Below are 21,437 nucleotides of genomic sequence, written 5' to 3' on the forward strand. Positions count from 1 at the left end.
TCCATGGCGCTTTTTGTAACGTTTCTGCAACACGGGCGTGGTGCGCCTGTCCAAACCTAAAATGTGACCGGCGCCAAGAAATAGGCGAGGATGGTGATGACAGGTATCGCGGCAAGATTGAGTCGCAATCCTGCGCGTGCCATCGTCGGCAGCGGAACGCGATCGGTTGCGTGGATCACCGCATTTGGGCCAGTCGCCATCGGCAGCATGAAGGCGCAGCTGGCCGCAAGCGCGACCGGTGCCGCCAGCATTACGACATCAAGGCCGGTTCGCTCGGCCAGCGCCACAAGAACCGGCATGGAAGCTGCAGCCGTGGCGACGTTCGATGTGATTTCGGTGACGAAAATGATCACGGTGGTGACGATTGCGATCAAAAGAATCACGGGAAGTGTAGCAAATATTTCGAGTTCTCCGCCTATCCAATCGCCCAGCCCACTAGAGCGAATGAAGGCCGCAAGAGCCATGCCTCCTCCAAAGAGCAGCACTACTCCCCAAGGAATCGATTCTGCTGTGCGCCAGTCGAGCAAAGTAGTATTTTGCTGGCTTGCCGAACCGGCGGGAATAATAAAGCACAGGAAAACTCCGAGAAGCGCGGTCACCTGGTCGCTTAATCCGGCAAAGGGTTGAGTGCCCAAAATGACTAGTTCAGAAATTGGTCTGCCAAGAACCCAGAGACTGGCGACCAGCGCAAACACAGTCAGTACGCGCCGCTCGGGCACGGTCAATGTACCGAGTATTTCGAGGCGCTTCTTCACTGTGGCCTTACCGCTTTCAGATTTGTCGCTGTCGATCTTGAACGCCATCCGCGTGAGGACCACCCATGCCAGCGGCACCAGAACGATCACCGCCGGGAGCCCGAAGAGCATCCAGTCGACGAAGGTAATTTGTTGTCCAGTGCTTCTCTCTATTGCATCCTTGATGAGGAGATTAGTCGGTGTTCCAATGTAGGTGCCCAGCCCGCCAATAGAGCAAGCAAATGCAATGCCGAGGAGCAGCGCAAGAGTGAACTGCTCGCGCTCATCTTCGGGAGAAGACAGTGCGGCGGCAACAGATAGTGCAATGGGAACCATCATGATGGCGGTTGCGGTGTTGGAAATCCACATGGAAAGGACCGCAGAAGCCATCATGAACCCGCCGATGAGGCCTGCCCGGCTCTTGCCGAAACGCACTACCACATTGAGCGCAATTCGCTCGTGCAGGTTCCAGCGCTCGATTGAACGCGCGAGAATGAAGCCTGCAAGGAGCAAGACGACAACAGGGTGGAGGTATTCTCCCGCAACATCACCAAGCCCTGCGACGTTCCAAAGCGGCAAGACGACCATCGGCAGCAAGGAGGCCACTGGGATCGGCACCGCTTCTGTCACCCACCAGATAGCCATGAAAGCCAAGAGGGCGAGCACGACCCACGCCGAACGCGCGGCTGCGGCGGACTGATCGGGCGGCATCTGCTCATCAGTAAACTGTGTAAGCAGCTCGATCGGCAGAGGAATGAAAAGTATTGCAGCAAAGACCAACGGGCCTGCCCACAAGCCAACGAGCTGGCGCGGCGATCGCGCGGTTTCTTCAATAGCCATTGCCGGCATTCCTCTCGATTTTAGGTAATCTTGCCATCGATCAAGATGATCCTCAGGTCGTTAACGTTGGTTAGGGTGGGGCCGGTGATCAGAAGGTCACCCAGCTTAGCAAAAGCAGAGTATGACGCGTTCCGCTCGAGCACTTGCCCCAAATCCAACCCGATGTCTCGGGCACGAGCCAGCGTACTGAAGTCGATGAAAGCCCCGGCCGCCTCACTATTTCCATCGATACCGTCGGTATCTGCTGCGAGTGCGGAAACACCCGGCGCTCCACCAAGAGCAAGGGCAAGCGCAAGGAGATACTCGAGATTTGGCCCGCCGTGTCCATTGCGATCCTGCAACGTCACAGTGCACTCTCCACCGGAGATTAAGGCATAGCGTTGTGAGCTTTTACTAAGTTCCAGCGCGCGGCCGGCATGCACCAGGCCAACTTCGCGCGCTTCGCCCTCGATATCGCCTCCCAGAACTATTGGCTTATAGCCTTGGTTGGCCACGAAGCGCGCGGCAGCATCAAGAGCGTTGCACGAACCCGCGATAACTGACACCTTTCCCGCGACGAAAGCTGGATGGTCCTTTGCAGGCAAGGCGTTTCGAGGATCGTTCAGCGCGGCGTAGACGGTATCGGTTGCCGCGATTTTGTTTTTGCGCAGGATCGCGATTGCATCGGATTGAGATGTCGTGTCCGGAACCGTCGGGCCAGAGGCGATTTGGGCAGGATCGTCTCCAACCACGTCAGAAATGCAGTATGTTTCGACCCTAGACGGTGCGGCGGCGAGCGCCAGTCTTCCCCCCTTGCACGCCGAAAGGTGTTTCCTGACGCAATTGATTTCACGCACAGACGCTCCGCTAGCGAGCAACAGTTTTGCGAGAGCCCTCTTATCCGCTAAGGTCACGCCATGCCCTGGAAGTGCACAAAGTGCAGAACCACCGCCCGAGATGAGCGCAATGCAGCGATCATTCTCAGTAAGGCCCTTTGCCAGATCGAAAATGCGTGCAGCGGCCCGCTCGCCGTTCAGGTCAGGTAGCGGGTGTCCGGCTTCGACTACCTCTAATGATGGAGGAAGACTGGCAGTGCCGATGTGACCGTAGCGGGTGAGTGCGAGCCCCTCGACCTCATTTCCCAGTATTTGGTAAGCAGCTACGGACATGGAAACGGCAGCCTTACCTATAGCGAGCACAACTGTCCTGCCTGTTACAGACCGTGGCTGAAGGTAGTTCCGAAGACAATTTGCCGGGTCGACAGCATGTATCGCGTCAGAAAATGCACCTTCCAAAATGTCGCGCTGTTTCGACGCTGACGACCATGAAGAATGCAAAATTGAAACTTGCGGGACTATCAAACGCCTCTCCTTTACGACTGATGCTGGTCCTGAGGCTTTCCAGCCAATTTCATGAAGACATCACCACGCCTCAATTGGCTTTACCAGATAGCGCTATTGGACAGTAAGGTCCAGAGGAGCTTTGAGCATCGGTTAGCAGCTTTAAGGTCACAAGAACTTCATGTTTTATCTAATGAATTTATGATGTGAATGCACCTCGCCAACGGTTCATCCAAGATCGACCCCTTGCACTGACTCAAGGCAGCTTGACCGCAAGCTTTGCAGGTGGCAAATATTGGTAAGATAGGTTTGATAAATTCTATGAAGGGAATTTGATTTGAAATTTGCGACAGCCGGGGTCGCAGCACTGTTAGCGCTGTGCGCACAATCTGCAGTAGCAAGCGACGGGCCGCTTGCTCTCAACCATGTCTGGTCGAGGCTAGCTGACGTAAATGGGGAATATGGTTCGGTCGAGAGTGCTGAATTTGATCCTGCATCGACACGCATCGCTACGGGGACGAAGTTCGACAACACAGTTCGCGTCTTCCGCGTTTCTGATGGCTTTGAATTGTGGTCACGCACTGTGCCTCAGGAGATAGAGCGCGTTGCATGGTCACATGATGGCACACGCGTCATCTCAGTAAGTGAGGACGGATTCTTAAGAGTGTTCGATGCGGAAACTGGGGATCTCATCGCTCGGCATCAACACCAGAATGGAATAGACGGCCTGACGGTTAGCCATGACGGTCGTTTCGTTGTCTCGGGCCAAGAACGTGTTCAAGATGAAGGAGTTGTGCGTGTTTTCGATGGCCGGGCGGACATGCTTTTGACTACTCTTTCATTCCCCGGCACAGTGAACGAGGTCGATTTCAGTTCCGACGACCGCATAATGGCTGCAGTGGGTGATTACACAGCGCGCATCTATCGCACTGACAGTGACGATCCCCAGAATTGGGTTGTAGCCCATGAGTGGACACTTCCCACAGAAGCGGGACCCTACGGCCGAGACAACATCTACATCAACACGAAGTTTAGCCCTGACGGTCGGTATCTGGCTGTAGGTGGCGCCTTCGGTTTCGTTTATCTGTTCGATACCTCAAGCGGCGAGTTGCTTCGTACTTTGCAAAAGTCTGTCGAGAAAACAGAAACAGTAGCTTGGACTTCGGACGGAAATTATCTGCTTGTCGCGGGCAACGGTATGACGATTGATTTCTTTAGAACGGCCGATCTCCTAAATGTCGACTACAGAAACTCCGAGCAGGTGCCCTTTGCATTGCGCGTTACTGTGACCGATGCGCTTGAATATATGGATTTCAACGCAACAGGCGCACTTCTGACAACAGCTCATCAAGACGGGACGGTCCAACTTTGGACTTTCATGTCCGACGATCCGACGATCAACGATCGTCAACACCGCAGTGTTCGGCGTGATCAAGATGCGGCTGCAAGAGCAGAGGGCCGCTATGTAGATTGAGGGGCTCAGGCTTTATGGACATCTCCCGTTCCGAAAAACCTGGATCATCATGTGCGGAGCCGAGGAATCCAACAATCCCCTCCCAGATCAAATCTCAGATTTAATACTGTAAAGGCGAGGAGATAGGACCTGATGACCCTCGACCTGCGCCAGCTTCGCTTCGCTGTAACCGCAGCTGATACTGCCAGCTTCCTGCGCGCGGCCAAGCAGCTAAATGTGAAACAGTCCACGTTGAGCAAGAAGGTATCGGCGCTCGAACATCGCCTTGGGATCACTCTGTTCGAGCGCTCGACCCGAGGCGTTGTGCCGACAGAGACCGGCAGGGCCTTCCTGGAAGTCGCGCGGCGGATCGTCACCGATGCCGACAATCTGCTGACGACGGCGAAGGCCGTGAGATACGGGGAGGTCGGGCGTCTGATGGTCGGCTTTTCCGGCTCGCTCAGCACAGGCAATTTACGCCTTCTGCTTGGCGATCTGCTTGAACGCTTTCCCGATGTGCAACTCGATGCACTCGAAGCCAGTCCGGAACGCATGCTATCAGGGCTGCAAACCCGCATCGTCGACATCGCCATCCATGCCAGCCAGATCGAGGAACCCGGAGTCACCAAGCGCTGGCTGTGGTCCGAACGGCTGATGGTCGTTTTGCCCAAGGAAGATCGCTTGGCCAAGAGTGAAAGCCTGTTCTGGACCGATTTGCGCAAGTCGGTCTTCGTGATGCCGCAGGAGCGAAGCGGACCGAGGATCGCCGAAGTGATCCGTCAACGGCTTGGGAGCAATGGCTTCAAGGCCAACATCATCACCCAGGAAGCGAGCGCGGAGACCATCGCCGCGATAGTGCCCTTCGGCAAGTTCATTACCGTTGTGCCCGAAAGCGCGACCGGTGCTGCCCGGCCCGATGTCGTGTTCCGCGAGATAACCGACCCAACCGGGGCTGCGCATCTCGATTTTGCAGCCTGGTGGCGCGAGGACAACGACAATCCCGCACTCGCCCGCTTCTTCAAGCTGCTCGATGAACGCTATCCGCTAACCGCAGCAGGCTGAGCTGCGCGCCGCGCCTTCACGAAGGCCCGATCGGTCGCAATGAACCGCTCAAGCATTGGCGCGATAAGCTGCTCTGGCGCGGGCGCATCGCGTCCTTCCCCGCCATTCAGCACCACGCCATAGGCGACCATATCGCGATGCAGCCGTGCGGATATCTCGATGGTCAGCTTGACCGGCTTCTCGTCGGTGATGTCAGATAGCTTGAGCCTAGTCACGACCCACTCTCCAGCACGATATCGCGGGTGACCAGCACCCGCACAGGAAAGCCCGGACGAATCGTCAGCGTCGGGCGGATATTGAGCTCGCGCGAGATGATCTGCTCACCTGCACGGTTGACGCTGTCCTGACTGCCGCGCCGTAGCGCCCGCGCCAAATCACTGTCACTGCCGGAACCCAGTTCGCTACCGATGCCCAGCAAGGTCGAGACCAGCGCGGCCTTGAGGACGCCGCCCCAGTGGTAATCGACCCCGTCTTCCAATCCAGCATAGCCGGAGGGGTCGGCCGCAGGCTGGCGTTCGAGCACAATTGAACGGCCATCGGGCAGGATAAGCCGGTTCCAGGCGAGCAGCACGCGCCGCTGGCCAAAGCCGACATCGGATTCGTACTCGCCGATCAGGCGCGCGCCCTGCGGGATCAGCAAGCGGCGTCCGGTCAGGCTGTCATAGACGTTTTGAGTCACTTGCGCGGTTACAAGCCCGGGCTGGTCGGAGCGGATACCGGTGATGAGCGCAGCGGGAATGACTGAACCGGCCTGCAACAGCGCCCCCAATGGTGCGGCATCGAGCCGCTCGAGCGAAACCGTGCGGCGCTCGGCCGGGCGATCAAGAAAAGCAGGCTGTGCGGCAGAAATCGAAGCCTGAGCTGATGCAGGCAATGGATCGGGGGGCGGGAGCGCCTGCGCTAGACTGGCAGCGGGCGCTCCGCCGCCAAAAAACAGGCGGCTACCGCGTGCGGCTTCGCGTTCCTGTTCAATCCGCTGACGCGCCGCTTCCTCTGGGCTGATGCCCTGCGGCGGCGGTGGGGGCGGTTGCGCGCCGACAGGCGGTAATGCAGCAACAGCGCCGCGCTCCTGCGCATCGAGGATCGGCTTGCCGAGATCGCCGGGAAGCGGCGGTCCAAGCCTTGGTACCTGCGAATAATCCCTCGGGGCCGATGCCAGACCATCGGCCACCGCGACACCATCGGTGTTGAACAGCTCCTCCTCGCCCCCTTGCGAGGCAGGCTGCAGTGCATAGAGCAAGGCTCCGCCCACCAGCGATAGTCCGACGGCGCTGGCGATACCAATTGCCTTTCGTGACAGCCGCACGACGCGCGGGCCCTCGCCGCGCAGGCTGGTGATGGATTCGGCGTCGACGGGCCGTTCGGGATCAGGCTCGCTGCCCATCACTCGCTCCGCGCCCGATTGGAAATTTTGACGCGAACCTGCCTGCGTCCCGCGCCAAGCCGCAATTCTGCCTTATGGAACAGCCGGTCGACGATCAGGTAGCGCCCGTTCACCCGGTAATTGACCAGTTCGGCCTCGCCCTCCTCGCCAATGACAAAGAAGGGCGGCATTTCGCCTTGGGCAATATTGGGCGGGAACTCCACGAGCGTGCGCTGACCATCATCGAAAACGCGCAGCGGCCGCCAATCGGGTTTGTCGCCCGATATCCGGTAATCAAAATTGAGGTTTTCGATCGTGAACCCATCCACAATCGGCGCCGCGCGCACGGCTTCCGCTTCGGACTGGCGCAATGCGATCAGCTCGTCTTCGGGATAGGACCAGCTGACCGAGGCCATGTAGACGCGCGCATTTGCGCGCAGTTCGACATGATAGGTGCGCCGGTCGGTGTTGATCACGAGATTGGTGGTGATGTCAGGCCGGGTCGGCTTGACGAGGATATGCACCCGCTGTGTGGCGCCCGATCCGCTGAGCGTATCGCCAATCATCCAGCGTACCGTATCGCCTGCCGCAACTGGGCCGGGGCCGACCAGCTGCTCGCCTTCCTGCAGCGCGATATCGGTCACTTGCCCTGGCTTGGCATAGATATGGAACAGCGCTCCTTCGCTAAAGGCATAGCGCTGGATCGCGTTCTGGAACCCTGCATCCTCGGGTTGGATCCGGGCAGCATCGTTTGCCGCTCCCACTTGGCTCTCGGGATCAGGGGCAGTTCCAGAGCCAGGGGAGCGGCGCGCGGCAGTGGGGGAGGTCTGCCGCGAAAGGGTGTTGATGTGCTCAAGTGCTCGGATTGCCGTGGCCGGACGCAACTTTGCCAGCGCGACAAAAGCCGCCTGCATGGCTGACGCCGAAGGTGCCGGGGTAGCCGACGCGGAGGAAGCCAGCGACAGCGAAGCGGCACCAAGCAGGCTGACGCAGATTTTGCGAGACAGAGTATGCGAGCGGGACATCAGCCGAGCTCCTTTGACCAGTTGATGGATGTGACGAAAATGCCGAGCGGGTTCTTGGTGAGCGCATCGGGATTATTGGGCGGCTGCACGGTGATACCGAGGATCGCGGTCCAGCGGCTCGTTTCAGCGAGCGCACCGTCACGGTAGCGGCGCTCGACCCAGGCCACCCGGAAACTGCGCGGCGACGCACGGATCACGCTGGTGACATCGACCGCCACCTGCTCGCGTCCAATCACGGAAAAAGGATCATTGGCCCGCGCATAGTCATTGAGCGCCAGCGCGCCCTTGTCGCTCGCGAAGTCATAGGCTCTGAGCCAGTTTTCCCGCACAACAATGGCATCATCGGGAATGGCGCGGACATGCTCGATAAAACGGGCAAGGTGGAAGGCGATCTGCGGATCGGTGGGTGCAAACTCGGCATCGGCAGGCGCAACGCTGCGCGCTTCGCCAAGCTTGTCGACCTCGACCACCCAAGGGACGATGGTGCCGCGCGCATTCTGCCAGATAAGACCGCCTGTCAGCGTTGCCGACAGGCCGAGGGCGCCGAAAAAGGCATAACGCCAGCTCTTCGCCTGTACGCGGGCCGAACCGATGCGCTCGTCCCAGACCTGTGCCGCGCGCTGATAGGGCGTCTCGGGTTGTGGTGTTTTGCCATATCGGATCGAGGGGCGTTTGAACATGAGAGGTCAGTCCTTCTCTTTGGTGTCGATGGAGGAGCCTGCGCCGTGGCCGTCACCGGAGCGCACAGTGTGAGCGGCGAGTGAAGCCGAGTGGCCGAGGCTCTGGCGCTGCTTCATGGATTTGGCCCAGGCGGGCGGGGCGTTTTCGGGCTGTGGATCGGACGGCGTGCTGCCCGGTGTAGGCACGATGCGTCCGCCCATATTGCCGACCGACGCCCGTGCACCTTCGCGGAAATTGCTTTTGGCGCTGTCTGCCGCCTTTCGAAGCGGCGACATGGCTGCGCCTCCTGCAGCGCGGCCGACACCGGCCATACCGCCTGCAACCGCTGCACTGCCGCTCTTGCCTGCGGAGCCTGTGGCGTAGGCCATGCTTGCCCCGCCCGCAGCGCGCGATGTGCCTTGCGCGACCGACGAGGCAGCGCTGGCGACAGCGCCGCCGGCCAGCTTGGCTCCGGCAACACCGCCAACGGCAGCACCACCTGCGAGCAAGGCGGTGCCTGCAGCGGCGCCTGCTCCGAGCTGCGGCCCGCCCGCCACGATGCCATTGGCGATACCCGGACCAAAAATGCCAAGGCCGAGCAGCGTCAGACTGGCGAGGACGATGGCGAGTGCATCTTCGATGGTAGGTTCGCCGGGAATGGCGCTGGTGAACTCTGCGAACAGAGTCGAGCCGATGCCGATGATGACGGCGAGCACGAGCACCTTGATGCCCGACGAGACCACATTGCCGAGCACGCGTTCGGCCATAAAGGCGGTCTTGCCGAACAGGCCGAACGGAATGAGCACAAAGCCTGCGAGCGTCGTCAGCTTGAACTCGATCAGAGTGACGAAGAGCTGGATCGAGAGAATGAAGAACGCGATCACCACAACCGCCCAGGCGATCAGCAAAATGACGATCTGCAGGAAGTTCTCGAAGAAGCTCACATAGCCAAGCAGGTCGGCCATGGATTCGATCAGCGGCCAGGCAGCATCGATCCCGACTTGGGCTACGCGCCCTGGCTGCAATAAGTCGGCGGCACCCAGCCCCGAACCGCTGGCTTTGAGGCCGAGACCGGCAAAGCTGTTGAAGATGATGTTGGCGAGCGCGCTCCAATTGCCGATAATATAGGCAAAGATGCCCACAAACAGCGTCTTCTTGACGAGCCGGGCGATGATGTCGTCATTCTCGCTCCAGCTCCAGAACAGGGCTGCCAGCGTCACATCGATTACGATCAGTGTGGTCGCGATGAAGGCGACCTCGCCCGACAGCAGTCCGAAGCCGCTGTCGATATATTGGGAAAAGATCGCCAGAAAGCGATCGACGACGCCAGTGCCGCCCATGTCAGTCCTCCCCTCGCTGTTTGCCAACTGGGGCTGGCACCGGGAGGTCAGGCGTGTCCGGCGGCGCAGGATCAGCGAGCCCGGAATAGGCCTCGGGATGATCGACGCCCAGAAAGCGACGGCGCTTTTCGGCCCATGCCTCACGGCAATCGGGTGAGGACAGCGCCAACTCGCCCATTTCTGCGCAGGCCTTGATCTGTAACGGCAGCGGGTCGCCGTCGGGCACCCATGCGATTGGCACGGAGTCGGGCCGCGTGGCAGGCTCCTCGCGCATCTGCACGAGTGTCATGGCGAAGGCGAGGCCGACGAAGACGGCGGCACCGACGCGCGCGAGGAGCTTGCTATCCATGGCCGATTACTTCGAACCGCTTGGCAGGTAACGCGGCCGGTTGGCGAGGAAGCGCCGCAACTGTTCGCGCGCCTGCGCCTTGGCCGCCGCGCTTTCGGCAGCATCGAGGGCCTGTGCCCGGCTCATTGCTGCAAGCGTGGCGGTGAGATCGGCCAGTTGGCCCGCTTGCACGGCCAGCAATTGGTTGCCCGCCTGCGCGGCCTGCAAGGCACCAGTGGCGGACTGGCTGGCGCTGACCAGATTGCCCACCGCTTCGCGCGAGCCTTCGATATTGGCGACCGCGCCCGCCTGGACCTTTAGTGCGTCTTCGAAACCAGCGACGCTGTTTTGCCAGCGCGCCTCGGCGCCATTGACCATCGTCTGCTGCGAGGCATTGAGCGGGATATTCTTATACTGCGCATCGAAGGTCGCTTCGATTTCGCGCACATCATAAGCGATGCGCTGCGCCTGCTGGAGCAATTGCTGCGTCTGCCGAATCTGGTCCTGCAGGGGCTGCAGAACTGTCAGCGGCAAGCTCTGCAAATTGCGCGCCTCGTTGACGAGCGAGTTGGCTTGGTTCTGCAGCATGCGGATCTGGTTGTTAATTTGCTCAAGCGTGCGCGCAGCCGTCAGCACGTTCTGGGCATAGTTCGACGGATCATAGACAATGCCGCCGAACTGCGCGTGGGCAGGCGCGGACACGAGGGCGCCGGAGCCAGCACAGGCAAGCACGACACCGGTCAGAAGGCTGCGGACGTATTTACGGGGGATCATGGGAGGTCTCCTTGTTGGGGGCTGGGGGTAAGGGATGTTGGCTCGGGAGTGCCGAGCAGGTCGGCAGCCCAGTCGAGGCCGCGATGTCTGAGCCAAGCGGCGGCAAAGCCTTTGCGGCCAGAATTCTCGATGATCCGCGCTATGGCGAGCTGGTCGCGCTTGGACGAGGCGGCAGTGAAGGCGAGCGCGACCTCGCCCAGACCCAGCTCGAACAGGCGGTTGCCGCGCGCTGACTGACAGTAATAGTCGCGCTTGGGGGTTGCCCGGCTGAGGATTTCGATCTGACGATCGTTGAGGCCGAAGCGGCGATAGATGGCGAGGATTTGCGGTTCGACCGCGCGCTCATTGGGCAGGAAGATGCGGGTCGGGCAGCTTTCAATGATCGCTGGCGCAATCGCCGATGTCTCGATATCGGCAAGGCTCTGCGTGGCGAAGACGACGCTCGCGTTCTTCTTGCGCAGGGTCTTGAGCCATTCGCGCAATTGCGCGGCAAAGGCCGGGCTGTCGAGCACCAGCCAGCCTTCATCGATGATGATCAGCGTGGGCGACCCGTCGAGCCGGCCTTCGATCCGGTGGAAGAGATAGGAGAGCACCGCCGGTGCCGCTGCCGATCCGGTCAACCCTTCGGTTTCGAAGGCCTGAAAACTCGCTTCGCCAAGTCGCTCGCTTTCGGCATCGAGCAGGCGCCCGAACGGGCCGCCGATGCAATAGGGCGCGAGGGCCTGCTTCAATGCCTGTGATTGCAAGAGAACAGCGAGCCCGGTGAGCGTGCGTTCGGCAACCGGCGCGCTCGCCAGCGAGCTCAGCGCCGACCACAGATGGTCCTTGGTCTCCGGATCGATTGTGACGCCCTCCGCAGCGAGGATCGACTGGAGCCATTCTGAGGCCCAGTTGCGCTCACCCGGCTCATCGATCCGCGCCAGAGGTTGCAGCAGGACCGACTCGTCGTTGTCCTCGGAAAGACTCGATCCCAGATCCTGCCAGTCACCGCCGCAGGCGAGCGCCGCCGCGCGGATCGAGCCGCCAAAATCGAAGGCGAAGATTTGTGAGCCAGCATACCGGCGGAACTGCAGCGCCATCATGGCCAGCAGCACTGACTTGCCCGCTCCGGTTGGGCCAACGACGAGGCTGTGCCCGACATCGCCAACATGAAGCGAAAAGCGGAACGGGGTCGAGCCTTCGGTCTTCGCATAGAAGAGCGGCGGTGCATCGAAATGCGCATCGCATTCCGGCCCAGCCCAGACCGCCGAAAGCGGCATCATATGTGCCAGGTTCAGCGTGGAGATGGGAGGCTGGCGGACATTGGCATAGACATGGCCGGGCAGCGATCCGAGCCACGCCTCGATCGCGTTCATGCCTTCGGTCACGCAGGTGAAATCGCGCCCCTGGATGACCTTCTCGACAAGGCGCAGCTTTTCAGCAGCAAGCGTTGCATCCTCATCCCAGACGGTGATGGTCGCGGTGACCAGCGCCAGACCGACATGGTCTGCGCCCAATTCCTGCAGCGCAGTATCCGCATCTTCCGCCTTGTTGGCCGCATCGCTGTCGACCAGTACCGAAGCCTCGTTGGTCATCACCTCTTTGAGGATCGCTGCGACCGATTTGCGCTTGGCGAACCATTGGCGACGGATCTTGGAGAGCAGCCTGGTTGCGTCGCTCTTGTCGAGCATGATCGCTCGGGTTGACCAGCGATAGACGAAGCCTTGTGCGTTCAATTCATCGAGCAGGCCGGGAAAGGTCGCGCTCGGAAAGCCGATCACGCTGAGCGTGCGCAGATGCGCAGAGCCCAGACGCGGTTCGAGCCCGCCAGTGAGCGGCTCGTCGGCGAGCAGCGCATCCAAATGCATCGGGGTTTCAGGAACGCGGACGGGCTGTGCCCGCGTCGAAATGCAGCTGTGCAGATAGGTCAGCGTTTCGCCATCATCTAGCCAATGAGCCTCCGGAAAGAAGCCTTCGAACAGGCGCAGCAGCCGGTCAGTCCGATCCACGAAGCCGTCCTGCAATTCACGTGGGACAATGCCTTTCTCGGCCTTACCCTCGTAGAGCCAGCTTTCGGCGCGTGCCGCCTCCTCTGCGGGCGGCATCCATAGGAAGGTGAGAAAATACCGGCTCTCGAAATGCGCGCCTTCCTCCGCGAATTGTGCGGCGCGTTCGCGCTCGACAAGTGCCGATGCCGGATCGGGGAAGGCGCAAACCGGATAGTCCAGCGCCGGACGGCGCACGGCTTCGACGAAGATCGCCCAGCCAGATCCCAACCGCCGCAGCGCGCTGTTGAGACGTGCGGTGGTGGCGATCAGTTCGGACGGCGTTGCGCTGTCGAGGTCGGGCCCGCGAAAGCCGGCACTGCGCTGAAAACTGCCATCCTTGTTGAGCACCACGCCCAGCGCAACGAGTGCTGCCCATGGCAGGAAGTCCGCGAGCCGGTCGGCTTTGTTCCGATATTCGCGCAGCGAGAACATTCCTCACACCCCGCAATGGGCAGGAAAGCGCAGGTGCCGCCGTGCGACGTCCACGAATTGCGGATCGCGCCGCGCTGCCCAGACCGCCACCATGTGACCGAGCGCGAAGAAAACGAGCCCAGCGATCCACAACTGCAGGCCCAGACCAATGGCTCCGGCCAGCGTTGCATTGGCGATCGCGAGCCCGCGCGGTGCGCCGCCCAGCAAGATATGCTCGGTCAGCGCGCGGTGGACCGGAACCACGAAGCCGTTAGGCAGGCCGGATGCGCCGCCCTCCATCAGACCAGCGCTCCGCCGCCGAAGGAAAAGAAGGACAGGAAGAAAGATGATGCGGCAAAGGCGATCGACAAACCGAAGACGATCTGGATCAGCCGCCGAAACCCGCCCGATGTGTCTCCAAAAGCCAGCGCCAGCCCGGTGGCGATGATGATGATCACCGCGACGATCTTGGCAACTGGCCCTTGGATCGATTCAAGGATCGCCTGCAGAGGCGCTTCCCAGGGCATGGATGAGCCAGCAGCATGGGCAGGCGTGGCAACCACCAGTGCGACAAAGCCGCCAAGAATGAGAGCTGACAGGCGCGAACGCGCGCGCGACAGAATGTGGATCACGAAGGGTCTCCTTGAGTGGTGGAAAGGGGTGCGAGGACGTATTCGCCCGCCGCATCGAGCCCGCGGACCTCGGCCAGTTCGGATAACCGTCGGCCGGTGCCATCGCGAACAAGCACAGCAATCACATTGATGGTCTCGGCGATCAGCGCGCGCGGCACGGTGACCACGCTCTCCTGGATCAGCTGTTCGAGCCGCCGCAGCGTGCCCAGCGCAGTCCCGGCATGGATCGTGCCGATCCCGCCCGGATGGCCGGTGCCCCAGGCTTTGAGCAGATCGAGCGCTTCTGCGCCGCGCACCTCGCCAATCGGAATGCGGTCAGGCCGCAGGCGCAAGGCCGAGCGGACGAGGTCTGACAGAGTGGCCACGCCATCCTTGGTCCGCAGCGATACGAGATTGGGAGCGGCGCATTGCAGTTCGCGCGTATCCTCGATCAGAACGACGCGGTCAGAGCTGGGCGCAACCACTGCCAGCAGCGCATTGGTAAGCGTGGTCTTGCCGGTGGAAGTGCCGCCAGCGACCAGAATGTTCTTCCGCGACACAACGGCATCGGCCATCAAATCGGCCTGCCAGTCTGCCATGATGCCCGCCGCGACGTAGTCGGTCAGCGTGAACACCGCGACGGCGGGCTTGCGAATGGCAAAGCTGGGTGCGGCAACCACAGGCGGCAACAGCCCTTCGAAGCGCTCTCCGCCCTCGGGCAGCTCCGCCGAAACGCGCGGCGAACCTGCATGAACTTCAGCACCGACATGATGCGCGACCAACCGAATGATCCGCTCACCATCGGCGGCACCCATCAGGCATCCGGTTGCGGCAAGACCTTCGCCCAGACGATCAACCCAGAGCCGACCGTCCGGATTGAGCATGACCTCGATTACAGCAGGCTCTTCCAGCCAGCGCGCAATCTCTGCGCCCAAAGCCGTACGCAACATGCGCGCACCGCGCGATGATGCTTCGGACCGGATTGGAATGACACTCATGGGCTGCCCCTATTTGCAGCAGCCGACCACCGCCTGCGCTTACGGGGCAGATCAAAAGGACATCAGAATGCCGTCAGGCAACAAGGATTTACGACAAGCGTAGATTGGCGCAGATAGAGAAAGGGACGGCGGAAGCCGCACAGAAAATGGTCTTTCGTCCATGGAGAGGTTTTGGAGAAATGGGCTGCGGGCAAAGTGTCGAGTTTCGCCTGTGCAAGCGAGTTTGCTTCTTTTTGCTTTTCCCCACACATGTGGAAAACTCTGTGCATTTCAAAGCAGCTTTCCTAACAAAGTGGGGTAGACGTATCTTTCAATTAGCAAGAAAAGGCATTCTGTAATCAATACAGGCAGACTTTGCGATTAAGCAGCACAATGGGTATCGGATCGAATCAAAGATGAACTTACTTGGCCTGAGGTTAATCGCGAATATCATGGGGTGGGAGGACGATGGTGTCGCGACCGCTGAATATAGTTGGCTTCGCCTCATATCCTCCGCCAAATATGATGGTTACAGTGACTTCCGCGCTGGATCACGTTTTGTCGAGAATCTTGCCATTTGGCTCAAGCAGTTCGATCCAGATGATCGCCCAACTGCCTACGGGTTCGTAAAACATCGCCTTGTCTATCTATCTGGCGCCGAGATGCAGCGCTCGATCGAAGCTTTCTTTCCTGAAACCGTCACACCCCATCTGCGCCGGCTGGCCGCCGAGCAAACCGGCGTGAAACCACACGAGGTTTGGGGAAGTGCGCTAGGAACTGAAGCGTTCGACCAACTTCTGCGTCGTTCATTGTTTATCGGACTTAGCGACGGCAGCAGGATTGATACGTTGCGGCGAGCGAATGCGGGGCGAATCTCGCAGGAACAAGTTGTCCCGATGATGAACATCGGCAACGAAAAATGGCAGGACCTTGCCAAGAAATTACGCGAACGCAACCTTGAAGACCAACGCTTCGAACATGTGTACCTAATCGACGACTTCACCGCGTCCGGCACGACGTTCATTCGTTTCACGGACGACAAATGGAAGGGAAAGCTTCAGAAATTCAATGATATGATTTGCCGGGCCCGAGCGAATGTCGATGATTTTCCAATCGCGGATAACTATGCGCTGCATGTTCATCATTACGTGTCGACGTCCCAAGCGCGTGAAGCGCTCCTTGAACGCACAGAGGAGGCCCACCAAGCTTGGGCCGACCGGTCTTACAGCTCGATCGACATAACCGAGGGCGTGTTGCTTCCAGCGTCGCTGAAGCTACGAGAAGGCCATGACGATTCTATTATCGCCCTGTGTGAGAAGTATTACGACCACGCGCTCTTTCTTCGCTTGGCCGAACATGCCGGCGAGGCGGAGCAAACGGATCTGAAAATGGGTTATGCTGATTGCGCACTTCCGCTCGTGCTCGAGCACAACACCCCGAACAACAGCGTCCCGCTACTATGGGCTGAAACGGTCGGCGGCGAACACGGCCCGGCGATGCGTCCTCTCTTTCGCCGTCGCGACAGGCACGGCTAACCATGGCAAATCCTTTCCTGCGGCGTGCAACGGAATATATTCGCGACGACACCACCTTTCTCGAGATCGTCAGCCCAGCTCCGCTCACCACCTTCTTGGCAGACCATCAGCGAAAGCCAGATCTTTTCGACCTACCAGTTCGTATTCTGGGCGCGCCGGGAAGCGGTAAGACCATGCTCGCCATGCTCGCCGAGTTTCAGCTGGTCGAAGCAATCCTTCGCGATCAGACTAGCGACACAAACCGTGATCTTGCGCAAGCACTTGCCGGAGCTGGCTTCCTGGAAGACGGCAAGCCCAAGGTGGCCGCCGTTCGTATTCCCATGGAATCGGAGTATCGTGACTTTTGGGAGCTGCCCTACGACGATGCAGTGAAGACCAAGTTAGCGCTTTGGCTCGTCCAAGCCAGAACAATGCTCGCCCTACTGCGAGGATTGACCAATGGCGGTTTGCGTAAGCTCGAAGATATCACCTTCATCGCGCGGGATGCTTCCGAAGCTCAATTGGAACAAATTGGCGGTTTAGCCGCAACAGGTATCCGCGATCGCGCCCTAGCTGTCCAACGGGCCATCTATTCCGTTGGCGCAAGCCTGCTTCCCCCCAAAATCGAGGACCTCCCAAGCGACGCGACCGAACCTTATCAGCCGTTTGAGTGTATTCGTGAGATCGAGATTGATTGGATGGGCGAACGCCATCGCCTCACGCCGGTTGCCATGCTCGACGATGTCCATGCCCTTCATCCCGATCAGTTCGAGCATATCTTTACAGCGCTCGCCCGACGAGAGATCAAGTTCGGGCGCTGGATGATGATGCGGCTCGATGCCCTGAGTCCAGGTGCCGTTTTTCGATCTGCCAAGAGCCTTGCAACCCATAACCTCCAACCCGACCGCGATTTTATCGACGTCTTCATGCAGGGCGGCGAAAAAAGGGCAAAAGAGCGGAAGCGGTTTCGCGGCATGGCCGCAGATATGGCCGATCGTTATCTGCCGAGAGTCTCTGCGTTTCGAAACCGTAACGCCAGGCAGTTCCGCCGCCTGGTCCCGGACGAACCGCCGAGAATTACAGACGCCAAGATGCGAGATTTATCGGCCACCGTTGGCCGCGACCAGCAGCGATACGAGGTGGCTTCCGCTCGTAGGAAGGTCATTGAAGACCTGATCGCAGCCTATCTTGACAGCACTCAATCGGGTGATCGCCAACCCGAAGTCGCACTCGCGATGTGTCGTATATTGATGGCGCGCTACGCCAATCGGATTAGCGGGAAGCAGGAGTCGCTGTTCGAAGACTTCGATCCCGATCCCAAGATACCGCTCAAGGCGGACGCGACGGTCGCCGAAGCTGCTCGGTTGCATTTGAACGAATTGGCGGGGCGGCCATTCCATTACGGTTTCGATGCTGTCTGCGATGCCAGCAACGAGAATGCCGAACTCTTCCTGCAATTGGCGGGCGCCCTGGTCGCTCGCATGGAGACACAGGCTATTCGCGGGCGACCTCTTGTCCTGTCGGCAGGCGCACAGCAGGACGTATTGCGAGCAAAGGCAAACGAGATCATGGACGGCTGGGCCTTCCCGTTCGCGCGGCGCGTGCGCGCTCTGGTTGACCACATCGGGAATGAATGCCGCGAAGTGTCGCTTACCCCAAACGCGCGGCTTGGCTACGGTGCCAATGCAGTCGGTATTCTCGAAGACGACATCGTCGGCCTGCTTACGTCAGGTGACGAACTTGCGCTGGTCTTGAAGTATGCGGTCGCGCACGGCGCAATCGATGTTGAACGCGAATACGGTCAGGGTGGAAAAAGCTGGTGCTTGATCGAATTGAGCGGGGTCGTTTGTCTCGCACGCGGTCTCACTCTGCGTAGAGGTGGTTTTCTCGAGCGCGATCTCGACTATCTTAGAGAAGCGGGGGCTGAATGACCCGGCCGCATTGGGATAGATGTATTGCCCATTTTGATGATGCCGTTGGGAGCTTCGCGGCCGATTACTTCGGCGACTCCAGTCGCCGTTGCCTTGTCGTAGCGGCGGCCGGCTTCGATCCCCGCTCGCTGCGCATCCCGACTCTGCTGTCTGAAGCGTTGGGCGGCAGGCTTTCGGGGCTCTTCGTCCGCGAGGAACGGGGTACCCCGGACGCTGGCCTGATTGCTGCAGCGACCGAAAATGCACAGGCACTGAGCGAAATGGTCTCCGGTTGTCACATCGAGTCAGTCGACATCTTCGGTGTCGATAACGCGCCAGTGGCCGGTGCACGCATAGCTTCGGTCATTTCCAACTACACAATCCCTTCGGAAGTAACCGACGTCGTGCTGGATATGACTGCTCTCTCCATAGGGATCGGTTTTCCCGCCGCGAAGTTGCTGCTTCATTATTGCGAAGAGAACGATCTTGCTTTTCACATCATGATCGCATCGAATCCAGAGCTCGATGACGAAATAGCCAGCGAGCCTGGTGACCGGCCTATTGCAGTGCGGGGATTTGCGGGTGCGGATCAGTCGGCCAGCCCGCTCGAAATAGCGAAGATCTGGATACCCCAGCTCGCTAGAGGGCGATCAGCCGCGCTGACCGAAATTGGGCGATCGGTCGGCGAGACATACAAAATTTGTCCGGTTGTTCCTTTTCCAGCACGCGACCCCCGGCGAGCAGACGCCCTTGTCGCCGAATATCAAACCCAACTCGTCGATGAGTGGCAAGTTGATCCCCGTGATCTTGTCTATGTCTCGGAGCGCAATCCGCTCGACTGCTATCGAACTCTGAGTACATTGAAAGCGCGTTACGATCAGACAGTTGCCGATATCTTCGAGCCTGCCATTATTCTTTCTCCGATCGGAAGCCGGGTGATGGCGGCCGGTGCGCTCATGGCGGCTCTCGAACACGACCTCCCGGTCCAATATATTGAGACAGTTCGCTATGCTTTCGACCCTACACAACCCGCTGCAGAACCATCGCAGGATATGATCGTTCATCTGCTCCTATCGGGGCCTGCGTATAGCCAGTTCCAAACGCCCGCCTCGCAAGTTTCTCAAACGCCTTACTCCGGTGCCTCTGAATGACCCGGTTTGGCGAGAAATTGGACGTGTTGTTGAGCACTGTTGAGCTGGTTCGGAACGCCAACCTCGATGCGCTTGTCTCGGCTCTGGCCGACAATCGAGGGCGCGGGGCGGTTGCGGTCGGATCAGGCGGGTCGATGATTGCGGCTCAATTCTTCGCGCGCTGTCGGGAAACACTATCAGGCGATCGAACCGAGGTCGTCACGCCTGCCGAACTAGTTCTCGCCAACCGGAGCTTGGAGGGGGAGGACGTCTGGTTGTTCAGTGCTGGCGCCGACAATGCTGACAGTGTCGCTGCTGTCCTTGCGGCCCGGTCCCGCAATGCTGCTGCTGTAAACGTTGTTACGCGCAATGCGTCTGGAGCGGCGGCGCTATCAATGGCCGAGAAACCCAATTCGCGCCTAGTCGTCTTGCCCGTTGCCGATTCCAAAGACAGTTTCCTAGCAACCCATTCCCTAGTGAGCGCTGTGGTCGCACTAGTGCTTGCCGCCAATCGGGTGAGTGAGGACCCACTTGAAGAAGGACCGGGTGACCAGCTTATCTCGGGCCTCGAAGAGATCGTCCGGGATCCTTTCCGAGCCGCCATGGCGGAACGCTTCTCGGAGTTGCGGCCCGACGATCTTCTTCTGCTCATTTCCGATCCGCAAGTTCGGTCCGTTGCCGATCTAATCGAAACCTCAGTCTGGGAAGCGGCAATCTGCGCGGTCCAGCGAACTGACATCAGAAATTTTGCCCATGGCCGCCATACGTGGCTGCACCACCGCGCCGAAAAGACATTTGTGCTGGCACTAACTGGCCATGATACAAGCCGCATGTGGGACATGGTGGCATCCAATCTGCCAGCTTCTGTGCGTATTCAGCACCTCGACTTTGGCGATGGCGGAAGACTTCGAAACGCCATCGGTATCGTCGAAGGTCTCCTTATCATTGAGGCGATGGGCAAGGCGGTAGGAATTGATCCTGGAAAGCCCGGAGTTGGCGAATTCGGCCGCAATCTCTATGACAACGACGGCCTGCTTGTGCTAGCCGACCGACTGGGGCCCTCAATCCGTCAGAAGCGTGCGGCAGTATTCGCCCGCGATGATCTGGCGGCCTGCCATCAGCCACTATGTCTCACACAAGATGAGCGACAGTCCCAACTCACTAATGCGATCATTGGCGGCATTGTCCTAGACTATGACGGTACGCTTGTATCAGATTCCGAGCGTTACGGTCTTCCGCGTCAGGCTCTTATCGACGAAATGGTGAGGCTCGACGCTCTCGATGTGCGGCTTGCGATCGCGACCGGGCGCGGCGGGTCGGCTGGGGCCGCCTTGCGCGAAGCCCTGCCGACCGCGCTTCATAGACGGCTAATGATCGGCTATTATAACGGGGCCTACATTCAACCACTCGAGGTCGACATCGATCAGGCGCGGCCTGCGGTTGATGCCGCGCTCGCCGAAACCTTTGCTTGGCTCGAACAGCAGCCGCATCTATTTTCCGGTCCGTTCGAGGGGCGATTCAGCGACGTGCAAATTTCGGTCAAGCTTGAAAATCTGGTCGACCAGGACGCATTCACAACCGACGTGCAAGATTGTCCGGCAATCGCCTCCGGCACCGTGCGATTCGCTGCTTCCGGACACAGCATCGATTTCTTTGGGGCTGGCACCTCGAAGCGAAATGTAGTGCGCCAAGTGCAGGAATCCCTTGCAAATCGAAATGAGGTCCTATGCGTTGGGGATAGTGGCGCGCGGTCCGGCAATGACAACGAACTTTTGTCATGCGAACTTGGTATCAGTGTAGGTACAGTGTGCGGGCGCCACGATGGTTGCTGGGCACTATTCGGCACGCAACTCACTGGACCAGAAGCCTTGCTCAAACTGCTTCAGGCCCTACAAGGTGCTGCCGACGGGAGCGTTCGAATTGACGTTAATTCGCTTTATCTCGACAGGCTCGCATAAT

At 59.6% G+C, this 21,437-nt stretch carries 19 protein-coding genes; 6 read left to right on the top strand and 13 right to left on the bottom strand.

Annotated elements, in window-relative coordinates:
* Positions 1-56: 56 nt before the first annotated feature.
* Together L5849_RS08410 and L5849_RS08415 are read right to left on the bottom strand one after the other, a co-directional pair.
* On the bottom strand, positions 57-1,574 hold the full coding sequence (locus L5849_RS08410) for a DASS family sodium-coupled anion symporter (protein WP_236925219.1): 1,518 nt from the start codon (positions 1,572-1,574) through the stop codon (positions 57-59).
* A 20-nt stretch (positions 1,575-1,594) separates the two neighbouring features.
* Entirely contained in the window at positions 1,595-2,914 is a 1,320-nt protein-coding gene (locus L5849_RS08415; RefSeq protein WP_306664133.1) for a glycerate kinase, read from the bottom strand.
* A 316-nt stretch (positions 2,915-3,230) separates the two neighbouring features.
* Here L5849_RS08415 and L5849_RS08420 point away from each other — a divergent pair, with 316 nt between their 5' ends.
* Positions 3,231-4,367, top strand: a complete 1,137-nt coding sequence (locus L5849_RS08420; RefSeq protein WP_236925220.1) for a WD40 repeat domain-containing protein — start codon at positions 3,231-3,233, stop codon at positions 4,365-4,367.
* 132 nt (positions 4,368-4,499) lie between these two features.
* Entirely contained in the window at positions 4,500-5,408 is a 909-nt protein-coding gene (locus tag L5849_RS08425; RefSeq protein ID WP_236925221.1) for a LysR family transcriptional regulator, read from the top strand.
* Here the strand turns inward: L5849_RS08425 and L5849_RS08430 are convergent.
* The 11 genes from L5849_RS08430 to trbB are packed head-to-tail and all read right to left on the bottom strand — an operon-like array spanning position 5,384 to position 14,945.
* On the bottom strand, positions 5,384-5,623 hold the full coding sequence (locus L5849_RS08430) for a DUF2274 domain-containing protein (protein WP_236925222.1): 240 nt from the start codon (positions 5,621-5,623) through the stop codon (positions 5,384-5,386). The genes L5849_RS08425 and L5849_RS08430 overlap by 25 nt on opposite strands.
* Positions 5,620-6,792 (bottom strand): TrbI/VirB10 family protein, encoded by a 1,173-nt coding sequence (locus L5849_RS08435; RefSeq protein WP_236925223.1) that lies wholly within the window; start codon positions 6,790-6,792, stop codon positions 5,620-5,622. The genes L5849_RS08430 and L5849_RS08435 overlap by 4 nt, the downstream gene beginning before the upstream one ends.
* Positions 6,792-7,796 (bottom strand): P-type conjugative transfer protein TrbG, encoded by a 1,005-nt coding sequence (trbG, locus tag L5849_RS08440; RefSeq protein WP_236925224.1) that lies wholly within the window; start codon positions 7,794-7,796, stop codon positions 6,792-6,794. The genes L5849_RS08435 and trbG overlap by 1 nt, the downstream gene beginning before the upstream one ends.
* Positions 7,796-8,476, bottom strand: a complete 681-nt coding sequence (gene trbF, locus L5849_RS08445) for a conjugal transfer protein TrbF (RefSeq protein ID WP_236925225.1) — start codon at positions 8,474-8,476, stop codon at positions 7,796-7,798. The genes trbG and trbF overlap by 1 nt, the downstream gene beginning before the upstream one ends.
* A 6-nt stretch (positions 8,477-8,482) precedes the next feature.
* On the bottom strand, positions 8,483-9,796 hold the full coding sequence (gene trbL, locus L5849_RS08450; protein ID WP_236925226.1) for a P-type conjugative transfer protein TrbL: 1,314 nt from the start codon (positions 9,794-9,796) through the stop codon (positions 8,483-8,485).
* 1 nt (position 9,797) lies between these two features.
* Positions 9,798-10,145: a putative entry exclusion protein TrbK-alt gene (gene trbK-alt / locus L5849_RS08455; protein WP_236925227.1), complete on the bottom strand. Its 348-nt coding sequence runs from the start codon at positions 10,143-10,145 to the stop codon at positions 9,798-9,800.
* A 6-nt stretch (positions 10,146-10,151) separates the two neighbouring features.
* The gene (trbJ, locus tag L5849_RS08460; RefSeq protein ID WP_236925228.1) at positions 10,152-10,898 is read right to left on the bottom strand and encodes a P-type conjugative transfer protein TrbJ; all 747 of its coding nucleotides are present in this window, start codon (positions 10,896-10,898) and stop codon (positions 10,152-10,154) included.
* Complete coding sequence (gene trbE, locus L5849_RS08465; protein WP_236925229.1) at positions 10,895-13,357, bottom strand: conjugal transfer protein TrbE; 2,463 nt, start codon at positions 13,355-13,357, stop codon at positions 10,895-10,897. The genes trbJ and trbE overlap by 4 nt, the downstream gene beginning before the upstream one ends.
* 3 nt (positions 13,358-13,360) lie before the next feature.
* Complete coding sequence (locus tag L5849_RS08470) at positions 13,361-13,636, bottom strand: VirB3 family type IV secretion system protein (protein ID WP_236925230.1); 276 nt, start codon at positions 13,634-13,636, stop codon at positions 13,361-13,363.
* Positions 13,636-13,956 (bottom strand): TrbC/VirB2 family protein, encoded by a 321-nt coding sequence (locus L5849_RS08475; RefSeq protein WP_221227504.1) that lies wholly within the window; start codon positions 13,954-13,956, stop codon positions 13,636-13,638. Before L5849_RS08475 ends, L5849_RS08470 begins: the two co-directional genes overlap by 1 nt.
* A gap of 8 nt (positions 13,957-13,964) precedes the next feature.
* On the bottom strand, positions 13,965-14,945 hold the full coding sequence (gene trbB, locus L5849_RS08480) for a P-type conjugative transfer ATPase TrbB (RefSeq protein WP_236925231.1): 981 nt from the start codon (positions 14,943-14,945) through the stop codon (positions 13,965-13,967).
* 395 nt (positions 14,946-15,340) lie between these two features.
* Here trbB and L5849_RS08485 point away from each other — a divergent pair, with 395 nt between their 5' ends.
* Genes L5849_RS08485 through L5849_RS08500 form a run of 4 tightly spaced genes read left to right on the top strand, consistent with a single transcriptional unit; the run spans position 15,341 to position 21,436 of the window.
* A complete protein-coding gene (locus tag L5849_RS08485) occupies positions 15,341-16,459 on the top strand; it encodes a hypothetical protein (RefSeq protein WP_236925232.1) in 1,119 nt (372 codons plus the stop codon).
* 2 nt (positions 16,460-16,461) lie between these two features.
* On the top strand, positions 16,462-18,369 hold the full coding sequence (locus L5849_RS08490; RefSeq protein ID WP_236925233.1) for a hypothetical protein: 1,908 nt from the start codon (positions 16,462-16,464) through the stop codon (positions 18,367-18,369).
* Positions 18,366-19,499, top strand: a complete 1,134-nt coding sequence (locus tag L5849_RS08495; protein WP_236925234.1) for a hypothetical protein — start codon at positions 18,366-18,368, stop codon at positions 19,497-19,499. The genes L5849_RS08490 and L5849_RS08495 overlap by 4 nt, the downstream gene beginning before the upstream one ends.
* Positions 19,496-21,436: an HAD hydrolase family protein gene (locus L5849_RS08500; RefSeq protein WP_236925235.1), complete on the top strand. Its 1,941-nt coding sequence runs from the start codon at positions 19,496-19,498 to the stop codon at positions 21,434-21,436. Before L5849_RS08495 ends, L5849_RS08500 begins: the two co-directional genes overlap by 4 nt.
* Position 21,437: the final 1 nt, after the last annotated feature.

The organism is Erythrobacter sp. SN021 (assembly GCF_021864455.1).